The following is a 20049-nucleotide window of genomic DNA, read 5'->3' on the forward strand; positions in this document are numbered from 1 at the left end:
TCGTTTTAATTATAATTAAAAGCTAAGCTTTTCTATACAATATATCCTTTTATTTTTTATAGATATTTAAAGAATGCATTTATATGAAACGGCTATTCCTAAAGTATCATATTAGGAATAGCCTCAATAACCAATATCTTATCTATCTTAAAAATTAAATTTGACATTTTCAATTTCTGTATTCTCGATTACTAACCCTTCAATCTCAATATTTTCTAATTTTATTTCTTTATTTGAACTAATCGTGTCTAAGATACCTAAAAAATTCTCCGCTAATTTTTTTATAGTTTCCATTCTATACAAACTACTTGCATATTCAAATTCAAAAAACAACTCTTTTTTTCCTTTTTCTACAAATAAGGTTAAATCAAATTTCGAAATTTTATTTCTATATTGAACAGGCGTCATTTTCAAATTCCCCATTATACTTTCATTGATTTGAGATTCTTGAAAAGCTAACATTGTAGAAAATATAGGGTTTCTCCCTAAGTCTCTCTTAATTTTTAACTTATCAATAATCATATCAAACTGGTAATCTTGATTATCATACGCTTTAATTAACTGTTCTTTAATCTCTGACAAAAATTCCGTAAAGTTTTTTTTCTCAATAGGGAAACTTCTAATTGCAATAGTATTTGCAAACATACCAATGATATTTTTCAAATCAGAATGTGTCCGCCCTAAAATAGGCATTCCTACAATTATATCGTGCTGCGAGGAACATTTTGATAACAAAATACTATAAGCTGCAGACAAAATCATGTACAATGTCGTATCTGTTTCTAAACATAAATTGTCTAAACGTTGCTTTAATTCATTTCCTCCCTCAAAAATAAAACTATTTCCTTCAAAGCTTTGTATAATTGGTCTAGGAAAATCCGTAGGCATATCTAATACTGGAAGATCCCCTGAAAGTACATCTAACCAATATTTTTCTTGTATACTTGCAGCACTTGTCTTTAAAAACTCATTCTGCCAATAAACGAATTCTTTATATTGAATAGGGTTTTCCTGTAACAGTTTTCCTTGATATAATTCTGATAACTCCTGCAGTAAAATATTGACTGAATATCCATCTGAAATCAAATGGTGCATATCTGTTAAGAGCACATGTTTATGACTACTTAAGCGAATGATCCTAACTCTTACTAAAGGGGCTTTACTTAAATCAAAAGGTTCAATAAATTCATCAATTATATTTTCCAGTTCGACATTCAGCTTACTTGATGGATTAGAACATAAATGTTCATCTAAAACAGAATAACTAATTTCTATATCCACTTCTCCCTGAATTCGTTGTTTGGGCACACCATCTACTACTTCAATAGATGTTTGAAATGCCTCATGTCTCTTTACAATCTCACAAAAAGCTTTTTCCAATTTATCCAGATTGATTTCACCTTCTAGTAAGGTTGCTCTTGGCATATTGTAACTAGTTCCAATCCCTTCCATCTGTTGTAGTGTATATATCCTTTTCTGAGCTGAAGAAAGGTCGTAATATTCGCTCTTTTCTACAGGTTGTAATGACACATACTTACTTTCAGATCTTTTCTTTATATGCTTACTTATACCTCTTACTGTTGGTGCTTTAAACGCTTCTCTTAACGATATATCTACACTAAACTTTTTGTGAATTTCTGCCATTAAAAGCATTAACGACAATGAGTTTCCACCCATTTCAAAAAACGAGTCATTCATACTAATTTGCTTAACATTAAGAGTTTCTTCCCACATTTGTGCAACAGTTTTTTCAATTGGATCCTCAGGCAGTTCATAATTAGTTTTTATCAATAATTCATCCTTAATTTCTGGGAGTGCTTTAACATTTAGCTTACCATTTGGAGTCAAAGGAATTCTATCTAACTTAATAAAGATAGAGGGCATCATGTAGTAAGGAATCTTACTTGAAAGGTATTCCCTTATTCCCCACCCATTCTCATTCTCTTTCAACACAATATAAGCACATAGTATATTATTATTTTCTTTATCTTTTTTTGGAACAACAATTGCATCAAGTATCATATCGTGTTGCAACAGTACTGAATTTATTTCTTCTAACTCCACTCTATATCCTCGAATTTTTAATTGATTGTCAATTCTTCCGAGAAATTCTACTTCTTGATGGCATGTGAGCCTCCCTAAGTCTCCCGTTCTATAGAGTTTGATTTTTTCATGTCCCAAAGGTGAAACCGTAATAAACTTTTCGCTATTTAAATCAATTTGATTCAAATAACCTTCTGTCACTCCTACTCCCCCAATACAAATTTCACCAGCCATTCCAAGTGGAACAAGTTTTTGACCTCTATCCAAAATGAATATTTTCGTGTTATCTACTGGCTTTCCAATAACCGTTCCCTTGGATACAAGGTCAAAATCAGTAGCATTAAATTTGTGAAATAGAGCGCCAATAGTAGTTTCTGTAGGTCCATAGTGATTCATAATTACAGTTTGCGGATACACCCTATTAAACTTACTAATATCAGCCGACTTCACTTCTTCACCGCCCAATACGATTAACCTTAGCGCCATGCAATTCTCATAATCTTCAACCATACGATGGTTAACTAAATAATTAAATAGTGAAGGAGTCAGTTTTATATAACTTATCTTTTTCTCTTTCAAATATGTGATAAGGGTTTCTGGGAGCATATAATGTTCTTTTGGAACTAAATGTAACTCACACCCATTTAATAAAGCTGTATACAAACTTGTATATCCTAAATCAAATGCAAAGGAAGATAATAGTAGTGTTTTATCCCTATACGTTATACTTGCTTCTCGTGTGAACCATGAAATATAATTTACCAAGCTTTGATTCTTAATCGGTACCCCTTTTGGGAGCCCAGTGGTACCAGATGTATAAATAATATATATTGGATTATCAACTGTACTTCTTTCCTCTATATTTGAAGGACATTCAAAAAATAAGCTCTTATCTTCCAATTCCATAACCTCACAAGTAAAATCATTAGAAGTTACTAAGTGAGACTGAGTCAAAAGAAGAATTGTATCACTGTCTTCAATCATGCTATTTATTCGTTCTAATGGAAACTCCGGATCAAGAGGTAAATAAATTGCCCCGCTTTTAATAATACCCCATAGTCCAATGATCATTTCAATAGAAGGCTCAGCTAATAAAGCGATTACTGTATCACTTCCTGCCCCCTTCTTAATCAAGTGTTTAGCTAATTGATTTGCTTTATCATTTAATTCCTTATAAGTTATTGTTCTCTGTCCAAACACTACAGCAGTACGATTCGGATGTTTTTCCACCAGTTCTTCAAATATACGTTTAATCGTTTTTTCTTCTGGATACAAAGTATCAGTATTATTAAAAACACCTATTCTATTTTTTTCTTTCATGGTTACTAGATCAATTTCCTCAATTGGAATAGTAATGTCCTCTATGATAGTATCAATAATTTTAACGAAATGTTCCGCCATTCGTTCTATCGTTTCTTTACGGAACAAACCTGTACTATATTCAAATATAAAACGAAGTTGTCCATCCTGCTCAGTTACTTTCAGCTCTAAATCAAATTTAGATGTACGATTCGTATACTCGTACGGTTTAATTTCAAAATCACCTATTTCCGCCCTTACTGCATCAACATTTTCAAAAGCAAACATCACATCAAACAGAGGATGACGATTCACATTTTTTCGCAATTGTAGCTTATCAACGAGCATCTCAAATGAATATTCCTGATGTTCGAGAGCTTGAAGTGTGTGGCTTGCAACTTCTTTCAAAAAATCCTCAAACCGTTTCTCTGAAGTAGGATAATTTCTGAGCGCAAGTGTATTAACAAACATACCTACCACATTTTCTAATTCAGAATTCAGTCTTCCTGCTACCGGGCTTCCAATTATAATGTCTTCTTGTCCGCTATATTTAAACAGTAGTATATTGAATGCCGAAAGTAATAATGAGTACAGAGTAGCTCCTTTTTGGCTTGAGATTTCATTTAATTTAGATGTATAATATGCATCCAAATTAAATTGAACTACATCACCTTCAAACATTGGCTCATCTAACCTTGGATAATCAGTTGGTAAATTGAGTAATGGTATTTCTTTTGAAAATATTTCAAGCCAGTACAGTTCTTTTAGTTTCCAGTTCCCGGATTCTATCATTTTGTTTTGCCAGTTTGAAAAATCTTTGTATTGAATTCTTACGTCTGGCAAATTATTTTTTTGATAAAGAGATGCAAACTCTCTAATTAAAATTCCCATTGATAAACCATCGGATATAATATGGTGCATATCATAAACAAGCAAATATTTCGATGATGGTAGCACCTCCACAATTGCTGCTCTGAACAAGGGCCCTTTCTCTAAATCAAATGGTCTAATAAATGTTTCAACAACACTCTCAAAATTTTGTTCATCTGCATACAAGTGTTGCATATTCCATTCAGGATTCTGATGGATTTTTTGAACTATTTTCCCTTGTACTTGTTTAAATGATGTTCGCAAGCTTTCATGGCGATTAATTAAAGCTTGCAATGCCTTTTCTATCTGTACTATATTAACTTCCCCTTCAAGAAATACTGCTCCGGTAATATTATAGTTTGTAGATGCACCATTCAATTGACTAACAATATACATACTTTTTTGTGCTGGAGAGACTTCATAATACTCCTGTGGTGGTGCTAGACGAATCACTTCATATGTTTCTTTTTTCCCCATCATTTCTTCAATGATTACAGCCAATTCCTTAATAGTAGGAAATGCAAATATATTTCCAAGTGGAAGTTCAACTTCAAATTCCCTATGAATTTCAGAAACAAGTGTTATTGCTTTTAATGATTGTCCCCCAATTTCAAAGAAATGATGATTAATGCCTACACCATCAGTTCCCAGTATCTTTCTCCAAATACTTACAAGTTTTTGTTGTATCGTATTATAAGGTTTTTGATACTCTTCATCAAACTGTACTTTAATCTCCATATTTTCTAGGGACTTCCGATCAATTTTTCCATTCGGACTGAGCGGAAGGCTTCCTAGTTGAATAAAATAAGAAGGAATCATATATTCAGGAAGTTTTTTCCGCAAAAACCCCCTTATACTGCATTGATTATTTGTACCATGTGAGGGGGAATCATAGAATGCAACAAGATACTTATCATTTGCTACTCCATTCTTCACGACAACTATAGAGTTTTTTATGTTATCACATTTGTTTAAAACAACTTCAATCTCTCCTATATCAATTCGATGCCCTCGTATTTTTGTTTGGTCATCCTTCCGCCCCAGAACCTCAATGTTACCATTGCAAAGTAATTTCCCCATATCTCCTGTTTTATAAAGCATTTTTCCATAATTATGATAATACGGATCTCGAATAAACTTATCCTTCGTCAACTTAGAATTGTTAATATAACCTCTAGCTAAAGGTATGCCACCTATGAATATTTCCCCCTTCACTCCAATCGGCAAAGGGTGCATGTTCTCATCAAGGATATAAATGCGCCTGTTAGCAAGTGGTTTTCCCACGGGAATAACTTTTAAGTCGGCACTTTTAGTTCTTTTTCCAGACACTTCATATAAAGTACTTGTCATCGCCGTTTCAGCAGGTCCATATGCATTTAACAAAATAATATCTTCTAAAGGTAACTGTTCCCACATCCCTACTTTCTCCGCTGGCATTTGTTCCCCACCAACTATAACGAGTCTGAGGTTACTATCTGGAATTATTTCTGGTCTTGTATACCATTCTTGTACAATTTCGCCCCAATAATTTGTAGGTAGATTAACAACTGAGAGTCCAAGTTCAACACATTTCTGAGAAAACTGATAAGGAGTCCATATATTCTTATCACGCAAAACAAGAGAACTTCCTGCAGCTAGTGTTGTAAAAATCTGTTCAAGTGAAATATCAAAACTTATCGAAGAAAACTGAAGAACACGATCCTCCGGTGTCAGCTCATAACGTTTGCAAATATCAATGGAGTGGCTTACAACTGCTTCATGAGACATCATTACACCTTTTGGTCGACCAGTAGAACCCGAAGTATAGATGATATATGCCAAATTCTGGGGTTCAATTCTAACACTCGGTTGGTTTTTTGGTTCTTCGCGCACTGAATCCCATTCTATATCAAGACAAACGGTATGCCCCTGATACTCTCTAATCTTCGACTGTAAATTATTTTGGGTGAGTAATATAGGTACTTGGGCATCTTTCAACATCAAATTTATTCTTTCGCCAGGATAATCCATATCTATAGGTAGAAAAGCTCCACCAGCTTTTAAAACAGCTAAAATTCCTACAATCATTTTAGGTGAACGTTCAACATACACTCCCACAGGTATTTCAGGCCCTACCCCTAATTTAATTAGCTTATGCGCTAACTGGTTTGAAAGTATATCTAATTCTGTGTAAGATAAACTTTCATTCCCCTGTATAACAGCAGGTTTGTTTAAATTTAATTTTACTTGATCAGTAAATAAATCCTGAAAACATTGATTCTTAGGATAATCCAATGAAGTAGAATTATTATCACTTAAAATATGTGTAAGTTCTTTTTCGGAAATCATTGAGATATTCTCTAACTTACCATCTTCGCTAACAAGCATTTCCCACAAAATATTGATTAAATGTGAAAGTATCTGATTTGCTTCTGTTTCATTTAAAAAGGAACTATTGAATAGTAGCTTCAATTGAAGCTTTGGTTGTAGATTACAATAAACAACCAAAGGATAATCCATTTGTTCATCTATACGTACTGATTTCACTTGTAATGAACCAATTCCGTCTTTCAATTTCACATCGAATGGATAGTTTTCAACAATTACAATACTCTCATACAAATCATATAAGGCAGAGCTTCTTGGCATATCAATCCAACTTCTTATATCAACGAGTGAGGTATATTCATATTGACGCATTTCAACCTGCTTCAGTTGTACATCTTTAAGCCATTTAATCAAATTTACATTTTTATTTATCTTTACCCTAAAAGGAAGAGTATTCATAAAGCAACCAATTATTGAATCCGAACCTTCTAACTCGGCCGGACGCCCTGATGAAGTTACCCCAAAAATAATATCTGTTTCTTGGGAGTAGCGATTTAAAAGAATTGCCCAAGCCCCCTGAATCATAGTATTTAGTGTAATCCGATTCTTTCTAGTAAAGTCTTGAATTATCTGTTGTTTGTCTTCAGACACTTCGTATACTACATCTCCAAAAGCAGATAACTGATTTGAATTTTTTGCAGGAAAAATATTATTGAATCGTATAGGTGTTTTAAATCCATCTAACTCGGTTCTCCAAAATCGTTCCGCTTTCTTCTTGTCTTGCCTACGTAACCAGTCGATATAATCTTTAAATGAATATACATGTCCAAATGTTATCTTTTCGTCAACACATAATGCTTCATAACACTGACCCAGTTCCTTAAAGAGGATGCTATTACACCAACCATCTAACTGAAGGTGATGATGCGTCCATACTACATCATAGGCATACTCTTCTTGCTTAATGACCAAAATTCTCATAAGTGGTGGTTTTGAAAGGTCGAATCCCTTCTTACGATCTTCCTCAATAAGTTGTTCTAACTTTTGCAATCCTTCAGATTTCGAAAAATTTGTCCAATCTAAAACTTGAAAAGGAATTTTTAAATCTTTATGAACAATCTGTACAGGTTCTTCTAGTCCTTCCCAATGATATGATGTTCTTAAACTTTCATGTCTATCTAAAAGTTTTTGCCAAGCCTTTTCAAATATCTCAATATCTAGTTTTGATTTTATTGAAAATATTGTTTGCTCCACAGTTACTGACGATTTTGGTGAATAGATATGATGAAAAACCATACTTTGTTGTACTGGTGAAAGCATGTATATATCTTCTATATTTTTATATACCTCAATCCATTCATCAATTTTCTTTTGATCTATGGAGACAAGTGGGAAATCTGAAGGCGTCAAATATGTACCTTCTTTTGTTTGACAGTGGTCAATTATATCCTTCAAATTGTTGACAAAATCCTTTGCCAAGCCTTGAATGGTTTCAACCAAATGACTATTCGCACTATATTTCCATTCTACACATAATTTTTTATCAACGATCATACATTCAATTTCAAGCAAGTGACTTCTAATTCCATTCAAATCACGGGTTGGTCCTGTATTCACATCCGCTATATTAAATAACTGCTGTTTTTTAATTGCTTGTTCGAACTGTCCTAAATAATTAAAGCTTATTTGTGCCCTTTTCCTAGACGAAATTTGCCCTCGCATCTCTTTCTCTGCTAAGTAATATAAAATTTCATAACCAATTCCACCATTTGGTATAGCACGATACCGCTCTTTTACTTGCTTCAATATTTCTGCTATGCCCTTCTCTTTTTCAATGTCGCCCATAACAATAGGATATACACAAGTAAACCATCCTACAGTTCTTGAAGTGTCGTACTCTTTTAACAAAGGATTCCTACCATGGCCCTCCAAATCAACTAGTGTTTCACCACTCCAATTTGCTAATGTACTTGAAAGTGCGGAAAGCAGAATATCATCAATTCTCATTTTAAATAATTGATACGTGTCATGCAGTAAATACTTTGTTTCTTTCTCCGTCAACATAAAAGAAAGTGTACGAGCAGAGTTTTCATCATTTCTCCCCCCTTCCATGTCAATAGGTATAGTATTTACAGAAGAAGGGACATTGTTCTTCCAAAAAGCAAGTTCATCTTTTAATTGATTGGAATAAGCATATTCATAGAGATGCTCAGACCATTTTTTAAAAGAGAGGCCTTTCACTGGAAGTTGAACAGAGCCACTATTTGTAAGCTGTTCATATATCATCTGTAGAGTGTCCAGCATAAGTCGCCATGAATATCCGTCTATTACAAGATGATGTACTGTTATAAACAACCTTCCTTTTTCCTGATCCCCGGAATCAAAATATGCAACTTTAATTAATGGCCCATCTGTAATGTTTAATTCATACTGCAATTTTGATAAAATTTCATGCATATGACTATTATTAAAATCATGTAATTCAAATAGCACATTCTCATCGGACTCTGAATAAACTTGAATCCATTCTCCAGCCCTTTGATAATAACGGAGCCTAAAACTCTCATGATAATTTGTAAGTATACGAAAACTTTCATGCAACAAATTCGGATTTATACCTGCTCGTGTTTCCAATAGCACAGATTGATTCCAATGATGATAATTTTCCAAATCTTGCTCAAAAAACCACTTTTGAATCGGTGTAAGAAGCACTTCTCCAGTCTCAGGTTCTTCTATTTGATCTTCACTATAGCTTTCTTTAATATCTGCAATACAATCCGCCAGTTCTGCTATCGTTTGGTTCTCAAACATCTGACTCACGGTAATCTCTATACCCTTTTGAAGCGCTTTACCTACTATTTGAATACTTAAAATTGAGTCTCCTCCCAACTCGAAGAAGTTATCATGTATACCAATCTCCCCCTGATGTAGACCCAATACTGCAGACCATACCTCTACTAGTTCTTCTTGAACTTTATTTTTTGGAGCAACGTAACCTTTATAAGTATGAATTTGAGGAGTTGGTAAGTTCCTTCGATCAAGCTTTCCTATGGAAGTTAAGGGCAGACTCTCTAGCTGAATATAGTATGACGGAAGCATATAATCTGGTAATTCTTTTGCTAAAAATCCCTTAAGTTCCTCCATGTTAACCTGAACATGGGAAACGATATATGCACAGATAACTTTTTTCCCATTATTAATTTCCCAATCAATTACAGCAACATCTTCAATGTAGTTCCTTTTTAATATTAAATTATGAATTTCTGAAAGTTCAATCCGATACCCTCTGATTTTCACCTGATGATCCTCTCTTCCAAGAAACTCGATTTCTCCGTTTGGAAGCCATCTTCCTAAGTCCCCTGTTTTATACATACGATCATTTGGATTAAAGGGATCATTCATAAACTTTTCATTTGTAAATTCTGGTAGATTCAAATACCCTCTTCCTACACCGTCTCCAGCAATATACAACTCACCAGGAACACCTATTGGACTAATATTTTTATCTTTATCTAATATATAACATCTAACATTTGAAATCGGCCGCCCTAAAGAGACGGTATTTTCTGAACATTCAACACTTAAAGCATCCACTGTCGTTTCTGCTGGACCATAATTATTATATAATTTATATCCTCTATCAATCAGTGCATCTTTTAATGATTCTTCTAGTCTTTCTCCACCTGAAATAACTGTGTGTAAACTCTGCAATTTGCGATCATGACATAATAATTCTTTTAATACAGTCGGTATGAAATTAATAATATGAATTTCATGTTGATCAACATAATCACAAAAATGCTTCTTATTTAAAATTAAATTCTTTTCGGCTATATGTAATGTCGCTCCATAAAGTAATGTACCGAAAAAATCCTCAATACTCGGATCAAACACATAATTTGTTAGTTGTAATAGATTTGTTTTTTCCGTTATATTAAATGTTTTTCCAAACCACTGAACAAGATTAACAACATTTCGATTTTCTATCATTACACCTTTAGGTTTTCCTGTAGTACCTGAAGTATACAAAACCGTAAATAAATCATTCGGACTAAGGTTTACTTTTGGTAGAAGAGTCTCACCCGAAAATTTTCTACTATTATCCAATATAAAAATACAATCATTGTTGAATTTTCCAATTACATAGTCGTTTTTATTACTTACATCCTTACTGGTCAATATGAACTTTGTTTGACTATCCTGTATCATATACATTTTCCTTGACTCTGGATATTCTGGATCAATTGGCAAGTATGCAGCTCCGACTTTTAAAATAGCAATTATCCCTATTAGCATTTCAATTGATGGATCCGTCATGATTCCAATAATCTCACCCTTTTTCACTCCTTTTCTAAGCAGTTCATTTGATAAGCTATTGGATATGTCATTTAATTCTTCATAAGTCATAGTCCTATTTTTATATACAATCGCAACATTATCCGGGGTTTTCATCGCTTGTTGCTCAAACAACTGACTAATCGTCAACTGATGTGAATATGTTTTACGAGTATTATTAAATTCCAAAAGGATTTGTTTTTTCTCTTCAATAGATACGATATCAATCTCTTCTATTTTTTTATGAGGATTTTTTATGACTGCTTCTGCAATTATAGTAAAATGCTGAGCTAAACGCTCAATTTTAGATGATTCATATAATTGTTCGTTGTAACTGAAACATATCTCAATATCTTTGTGCAAACTTATACTAATAGATAAGCCATAATTAGTCATTTCAAAGGTGGAATATGAGTTCAAAGCGATTCTATTTTTGTTTGTCAGTATCGTCTGATCTAAAGGGTAGTTTTCAAAAACAACAATAGTATCAAAAAGGTCGATTTCCGTATCCAATTCACTATATTTTTTTATATCTACTAAAGATGATGTCCCATACAATTCCCAATCCTGCAATGTCTTATTTAACTTTTTGATAAGTTCTATAGATGTTTCGCCAGAATCCTTTTTAACTCTTAATGGAACTGTATTTATAAATAGGCCTACCATTTCTTCAATCCCATTAAATGTTCCTGCTCTACCCGAAATAGTTGCGCCAAAAATAATGTCATCGATATTATGATTCTTTTGTAGCACAATTCCCCATAAACTATAAACAAGGGCGGCAAGAGTAACTTCATTTCCCTTCGCAAATCCTTCCAACTTATCCCTTGAAAATTGAATACGATACTGATGATCTTTTCGAATTGATTTATGTTTCTTTTTTGTTACTTCCAATCTATTTTGCGAGTTAAATCCTTTTAAATACTCTTGCCAAAATACTTTCTGCCCTTCTTTATCCTGTTTTTGAATATATTTAATAAAATCTTTATATTTTTTTTTAGTAGGCAGATTGTAAGTTTCTGATTCACTAAGGCATCGATATGCGTTTAGGAATTCTTTTAAAATAATTCCATTACTCCAGCCATCATATATAATATGATGATTACTTATAATCATTTCATGTCTTTCTTCTGCTAATATGCACAAAGTAACCCTGAATGGTATTTCTCGAAGATTAAACTTTTTTTCACGATCTTTAACTTTTATCTCTTCTAGTAAAATATTTTTTTCACTTTCACTCTTGTGTGTAAGATCAATTATTTTAATATGAGGGGTATGTTCTTTCAATACTATTTGAACAGGAGTTTTCACTTTTCCCCAACGAAATAGTGTACGTAACTGCTCATTTGTTTGGACAACCGCGTCCCAAGCTTTCGTAAACAATCCTGCATCAACTCTACCTAAAATCCCCAAACATATCTGTTCAAAATACTCATCACTTTGAGGATTTTTTAAGTGGTGAAATAACAACCCTTCCTGTATTGGTGTTAAACCAAGAATATCTTCCAAATTTTGTTTATCCAATTTTATCATCATTGAGCTCCTCCTTGAGACAATCAAATGAATCTAAATAATTATGCTTCTTCATATTTTCTATAATTTCTCCTCTTTCCATCTTGATAACTTTATCCGCGATATGAAAATACCTATCATCATGAGTAATAGCAATGATAGCTTTTCCTTTTTCCTTTAATTCAGCCAATAGTTCTGTATAGAAAAAATGTCTAAATTCAGGGTCTTGATCTGCCGCCCATTCATCAAATAGATAAATAGATTTATCCTCTAAATAGCTAATTAATAGTGCTAGTCTTTTTCGTTGTCCTGTTGAAAGTTTAGTTGTACTAAATTCTCCATTTTGAATTTGTACTTTTTCATCGATACGTAATATTTTCAAATATTTTTTTATTTCTTCTTCCTTTGAGCTATAGTCAATACCATAGACTTTTGTAAACAAATAAAAATCACTAAATATTGCGGAATATAGCTCTCTTAACTGTTCCTGATTTATTTCTTGATTGTTAACAAATATGTTTCCGCTATTTGCAGAATACAAACCTGTAATTAGTTTAGCAAGAGTTGATTTACCACTACCATTGCCACCGGTTATAAATACAACCTCTCCTGATTTAAGTTCAAAATTAATTGGCCCAACTTGAAAAGGTTCTCCATGTTCACTTTCGTATTGATATACTACCTCTTTAATCTCCATGTTTATTTTACTTTGAGGTATCAAAGTACTGTTTACGTCTGTCTTATTAGTTTCGGTTTTTAAATACCTTGAAAAATCATTTATTCTCTTCCAACTAATTTTCATTTGAATCGCATTAGGGATAGTATTGAGTATACTATGTAGAGGTCCTGTCATATAAAGAAAAACAAAAACATAGCTTCTTAAAAACTCACTCTGTACCCCTTTAAATAAAAGCGGAAATAAAAATGTAACAGCCCCAATTACCATAACAAACAGCAATTCACCAATAATAAAAACATTAGCAAACTTAAGACCACCTTGAATCCGCTTATCCTTATAATCCTCACAGCTCTCTTGCATCCCTTGTCCAAACTCTTCTCGTTTTGACTTTCCTATGCTTAACTCTTTATAACCGCCAATGAGATCGTTTATATATCTAAAAAAAGTGTTTTGGATGTTTCTTGTTTGTTCCCAAAGATTATTAGCTGATTTTCCAGCTACATAATACATACCTGCTGCAACCAAAATAACTGCAATAGAAACAAGCAGTCCATAAACATTAATTACTCCCAAATAAACCAAACAACATAAAAGTGTAATTGAATCAGTCAAACCAGTAATTATGGTGGCAGCATAATTACTGATAGCTTCTGTATCATTATTTAAGGTGGTTTGAATTCTTTCTGACTCTATTTTTTCAATTTTTTCATAAGGATTTTTTAATATATCGTTAATTAACTGGGTCCTTTTTTCATAAATCAGATTATTTGTAATGGTAATCAACTGCGTCCGTACCAATTTTTGCGCTAATACATAAGTAATAATTCCTAGCAAAAAATATAAAAATAAACTATTGTTGCTTGAATAATTACTTCTAGTTAAAGCTTCATTAATAATAAAAATAATCATCGCATTTCCAAAACCACTGGTTACACTCAACACAAAAATCGGAAAAAAATTTTTCTTATTATGCAAAGGAAAAACAGTTATTAAAGATAAATATAGGCAGAACAGTACAATACTAATTAAAGTAGCCCATACCGCAAAACTCATACTGATAGGTAACCAAACATTAACAAAATCCCAAGAAAGTCTCCCGAAAAATACAAATGGAATTTTATAAAGGGCATACCCAGCTAAGAACGCAAACAGAAACGTTATAAAGGGAATACAAATACTTTTAAATTTATTTTTTTCCAACTTCCTTTTTTTCTTATACACCTGAATCATAACTATGAAAATGAAGTATAGAGTAATAATTGAAAAAGGAACCATAAACAAAAGTACAGTAACAGAAAAGGCATCAATACTCTTATACGTATCTTTACCGTTTGTCACCACACTCTCCCCCACAAGTGTGTCCATAATAGCCTGGCCAATATTTTGAGTGTAATCGGAGTTCATGTTAGCCATCACCGCAACTCCTAACTTCTCTTGAGGATGAAATACAACGAAAGAGGAGAAATTCGGATTACTTCCTGCATGTGATATTTCACCAGGACCATTTTGAAAAACTTGCCACCCTCCGGCATAAGAAGAGCCATCCTCAGATGGTGGAACTGATCTGTTTGGTATATGTGTACTATAAATTGCCTTTTGGTGATCATCACTTAGTCCATATATCCCAAGCTGCATACGAAGCCACTTTTCCATGTCTTCATTATTTGAGATAAAATAACCTGCGGGTGTATTTCCTCGATAAATAGGTGCATTAAACTCTATAGGCTTTAAAAAACCTATTTTATATCCCTTTGACATATCATATTTAGCGACATCTTTTCTAAACAAAAAAGTATTATCCATATTAAATTGGTTTAATATATTATTCTGAACGTATTGTTCAAAAGATTGATTGGTAACTTTTTGTATAACTAATCCTAGAATATCGTAGTTAATACTGGCATAATTGAATTGCTCTCCTGGATATGTCTCCAATTTTTGATTTAATATTTCTCTAACTGTATTTTCCAACGCATCATTGTCATTTGAGATAGGTATGTCCCCAATGGTATGAAAAGGGATCCCACTCGTATGATATAAAAGCTGTTCAAGAGTTATTTCAACATTTTTATTAAGTTGTTGTCCTTTATAATTACCTTCATATATCATTTGAAACCACTGCAAATATTTGCTAACAGGGTCCTTTAAATCAATTAACCCCTTTTGAACAAGTTGATATATTGCGAGAGCTGTAAACGCCTTACTATTCGAACCGATTTCAAATAATGTTTTTTCCGTTACACGTTGCTTTGTCTCAAGATTTGAATAGCCAAAACTTTTTTTATATACAGCTTGATCACCTTTGACTACTATCACTGACATTCCAGGAATTTTGGCTTCTTGCATTTGTTTTTTTATAAGCGAGTCTAGTTGTTCTTTATCGTTTTCCGTAAACATTCTATCATTCTCTGCATTTGCTATTTGAATCCCAAATAGCATCTGTACATTTAATAATATTACAAGGGTAATCAAAACAACTTTTACTCTCATCATGATTGAATGACTCCTCTCTAATATCATATATTAAATATATTTTCAAGATCTTCACTCGAGAGGTTTGCCGTTTCAAAATCAGATGGGGTGAATTCAGCATGTTTTCTCTGACAACAATGTTGAATCAAATCTCTCAATTGATTCATATACTCCATGAAAAATTGCGATATTGTTTCTTGTTTAAATTTGTTTTTGCTATACGTAATCGACAAATTCAACTTTTTATCTACTGTATACGCAACGATATCTAGCAAACAATCCATCTCATTTTTATTGCTGTTATCTTGACCGGAATTTTCATACGCAAATTCAAAAATTCCATTGGAAAATGTAGCATTAAAATCACCTAAATAGTTAAAACGAACATACTTTCGAGATTCGGAACTTAATTCCTTCGAAATATACTTTAAAACTCCATAATTTAGACCTTTACTTGGAACGCTACGCAATTGCTCTTTTAATTGTTTAATTTGTTGTGATATATCTACATCCTCAAATTGTAACCGAATTGGAAATAGGCTCGTAAACCATCCAATAGTTCGCGATACATCAATTTCATCATTTAATTCTTCACGCCCATGCCCTTCAATTTCAATAATCACATCATTTGTTTTAATATACTTAGCCATTACCAATGATAGCGCTATAATCATTAGTTCATTACCTTTTGTTCGATAAGCTTCATTTGCTTTTTGTAACAGCTGCATAGTTTCTTCTTCTGTTAACTTCTTAATCATTTTCTCGCAAAATTCCATACGATCCAATCCTAAATCAAAATCCTTAAATGAATTCTCTTCATATTGATATACATGCTCCCAGTATCGCTTTTCTGATTCTGGAATTTTTTTACTCATTCTCTTTAACTCAATTGCCCAATCCTGTACCGAATTATCTTTTGGCGGCAAAGAAGTTTTCTGCTTATTTTCTATCTGTTTATATAATTGATTTATATCTTCAAAAATAATTCGCCAAGATATACCATCAACAGCTAAATGATGAGCTGTCATTAATAATCTTTTACCAAAATCGCCCAAATCAAATATACAAACTTTAAGAAGAATTTCATTTTCAATATTAAAGCTCGATTTCAATATTTCTCCAATACTAGCAATACGAATACCTTGCTCTGTTTTTGATAATTCGGATAAATCTAATGATTCTATTTTTATTTTTTTATTGTAATTATTTTGATTATAAAATAATTCCTTCGTTTCCATCCGGTAATTCAAGCGAAAAGCGTCGTGATGACAAACTAATAAGCTAAATGCCGATTCAAGTATCCCAACCTCAACGTCATCCTTTACTTTGACTAACACTGACTGTGTATAATGGTTTATATTGTTCAAATCTTGCGAAAAAAACCATGAGATAGATGGTATCGTTTCAATACTACCAACACATTGTTGATTACTCTTCTGCTCTTTTGTGCTAGTCATTTCTAAATATAAAATCATATCTTCAATAACTGGATTAGCCAAAATATCCTTTGTTTTTATTTTAATCCCTTTCTCACGTATCTTAGAAGAAATTTGAATTGCTTTAATGGAATCCCCGCCTAGATGATAGAAGTTGTCTCTTATACTTACTTTTTCAACATTTAATACTTCACGTATAATACCTACTAAATCACTTTCTATCTCACCTTCAGTTTTTTTCTCTATTTTAACTTCAGGTTTCGGCAAGGCCTCTCTATCCAGCTTTCCGTTAAACGTCAACGGTATTTCTTTCAACACAATAAAATACGAAGGAATCATATAAACTGGTAAGATCTCTTTTAAGAATCTAAATAGTTCGGATGTCTTCACCTTAGCATTCTCAGTATAGTAGGCACAAAGATAGTGGTTTCCATCATAATCCTCTTGATCAATCACTACCACTTCCTTAATGCTCGGATATTTTTGCAAGTTTATTTCGATTTCTTTTAGTTCTATGCGGAACCCACGAACTTTTACTTGATCATCTTTCCTTCCCAAATACTCAATCTTATCTCCTTCAATAAATCTAGCTAAATCACCCGATTTATACATCTGCTCTTTTTCCGAATATGGATTTACAATAAATCTCTCTCTTGTTAAATCCTGATTGTTAAAATATCCTCTTGCAACACCTTCCCCAGAAATATAAATTTCTCCAACAACTCCCATTGGTACTGGGCGAAGTTCGGAGTCCAACACATATATTTTCATATTTTGTGCAGGTACACCAATAGGAACAGATACCCCTTTATCTTTTTCAATATCGAATTGATGAATCATACATCCTACAACTGTTTCTGTGGGCCCATATTCATTATATATTTTTGTTTCTCTACCTAATTTTTTCTGTATGTTTGCGGCAAGGTCTACTGTTAAATTTTCTCCACCAACAATAATTTTTTTAATTGAACACCCAACAAAGTCTGAATCTTTCAATAAAAACAGGTGAGATGGAGTTAATTTAATAATACTTGCTTTTTTTTCTTTAAATATCCTATATAATACATATTCGTTTGCATCAGCAGGATAAATAATAATCTGATTACCACTAATTAATGGGGTAAATATAGTTGTAACAGTAAGATCAAAAGCAAGAGATGAATACAATGGGAAAACTTCATTTTCACTTGCGCCTACATATACTTGATTTGCCCAGGAAATATAATTAACCAATCCTTTCTGTTCAATCATTGTACCTTTAGGGTTTCCCGTAGAACCCGATGTATATATGATGTAAGCAAGGTCAGTCGGCTCACTTCTATTTTTAATATTAGAAGTATCTCCCATATAAATATGAGCTGCACTTATATGGATAACCTCAACCGCATACAAAGAAAGATCCCATTGATGCGAAATATCAAAATTAGTGAACAGAATATTGATATCTGAATCTTGCAGCATATAATTGACCCGTTCAGATGGATATTGTGGATCAATAGGTAAATATACCGCTCCCGCTTTTAAAATTCCTAAAATTCCAATAATTGTTTCTAGAGAATGCGTAGTTGATATTCCTATTACTGTACCTTTTGTTACATTTTTCTTTAATATATATCTCGCTAATTGATTAGATCTATCATTCAATTCACGATACGTAAGTTCCTTATCTTCCAGGCAAATCGCAACTCTATCTGGTGTCCTTTCTACTTGTTCTTCAAAAAGCTGATGGATTGTCTTGTCCTTTGGATACTCCCTATTCGTTGCATTAAATTCATATATCAATTTATTCCACATATCTTCTGGTAAAATTTCTAATTCCATCAACTTTTTATTAGGCGACTCCAACATCTGATTTAGTAAATGACTGATTCCAAGATACATTTGTTCAATTTGCTTTTCTGTATACATATGATCCTTATAATCTATATCTAGATTAAATCCTCCTAATCTAGACCATTCTCGAATAATCAATTGAATTGAATAAATCTGATTCCTATTGTAAAATTCTTCATTTTCTATTGGTGTACCATTAATTTCAGTAGGAAGTTTTGTATTGTAATAGTTAATACATGTATCAAATAAATCACCGTATCCCTTTTTCTTTAATTCCAAATCTTTCACCAATACATCATATGGATATTTTTGATGATAATAACAGCGAACCAATTCACGATTAATGCCTTTTATAAAATCTATGACTGTCATTTCACTATCAACAGTATGACGAAATGGCATAGTACTTGTTAACATCCCCACAATATTTTTTTCATTTTTCCCCGCTCGATTAAGTACAGGCATTCCAATAATTAAATCATCCTGCCCATTTACTTTATTTAAGTAAATATAATATAGGGCAACAAAGAATGCGTACACAGAAACATTTATGTCAGTAGCAAATTGTTTAATTTCATCCGATTGATTATTTGTTAAAGAATATGTTTTTCTATTTGCCTTTGCACAATCTACTTCGTTCTTCCGCTTCACAATTGGGAGCTTACTAAACTTCTCATTCCAAAAATTTTTATCCTTCATAAATCTTTTTGAAGTTAAATAGGATTCTTCCTTCTCAAGGCAATACATATAGGTACTATTAAGCTGATCTGTTATTTTTTCACCTTTCAAAATTTGAGTGTATGCATTACAAATCTGTTCAGTTAAAAGATTCATAGACCAACCATCAGAAATTATATGATGGACCTTAACGAAATATCCCCCTTCTTTAGTATCTTGTAACTTGAACAAAGCAAAATCAAATAAGTCTTGTTCATTGATATCGAAAGGTTTTGCAGCTTCCTGCTGAACCCAGGCATCTAAATCCTTCTGACTATTAAAAATAGTATATCGAACTTGATATTTATGATATTTCTCCACATATTGATGAACCTTCTCATCCGATTCTACAAATCGATGCCTGATTCCATCATTTTTTTTTATAAAATAATTAATTGCTTTCTCAAGACAATCAAAATCCACTTCTCCTTGTATCTTTACTGTTCCCCCAATATTATGCAATGGCTGATGAGGATTAATTTTCTCCATATACCAAATCCTTTGTTGAGGATGAGTTAGTGAAAAATATTCTCTATACTTCAAATT

General features: G+C 32.6%; 3 protein-coding genes. All 3 read right to left on the reverse strand.

The features are described from left to right. Window positions 1–147: 147 nt before the first annotated feature. From AC1DS7_RS07420 to AC1DS7_RS07430, 3 genes are read right to left on the reverse strand one after another with little or no spacing between them, the layout of a single operon-like run. On the reverse strand, window positions 148–12387 hold the full coding sequence (locus tag AC1DS7_RS07420; RefSeq protein ID WP_476998882.1) for an amino acid adenylation domain-containing protein: 12240 nt from the start codon (window positions 12385–12387) through the stop codon (window positions 148–150). Further along, on the reverse strand, window positions 12371–15538 hold the full coding sequence (locus AC1DS7_RS07425; RefSeq protein ID WP_476998883.1) for a cyclic peptide export ABC transporter: 3168 nt from the start codon (window positions 15536–15538) through the stop codon (window positions 12371–12373). The genes AC1DS7_RS07420 and AC1DS7_RS07425 overlap by 17 nt, the downstream gene beginning before the upstream one ends. Window positions 15539–15561: 23 nt before the next feature. Next, complete coding sequence (locus tag AC1DS7_RS07430; protein ID WP_215588951.1) at window positions 15562–20046, reverse strand: non-ribosomal peptide synthetase; 4485 nt, start codon at window positions 20044–20046, stop codon at window positions 15562–15564. Window positions 20047–20049 lie beyond the last annotated feature (3 nt).

The organism is Bacillus sp. P4_E1 (assembly GCF_056401715.1).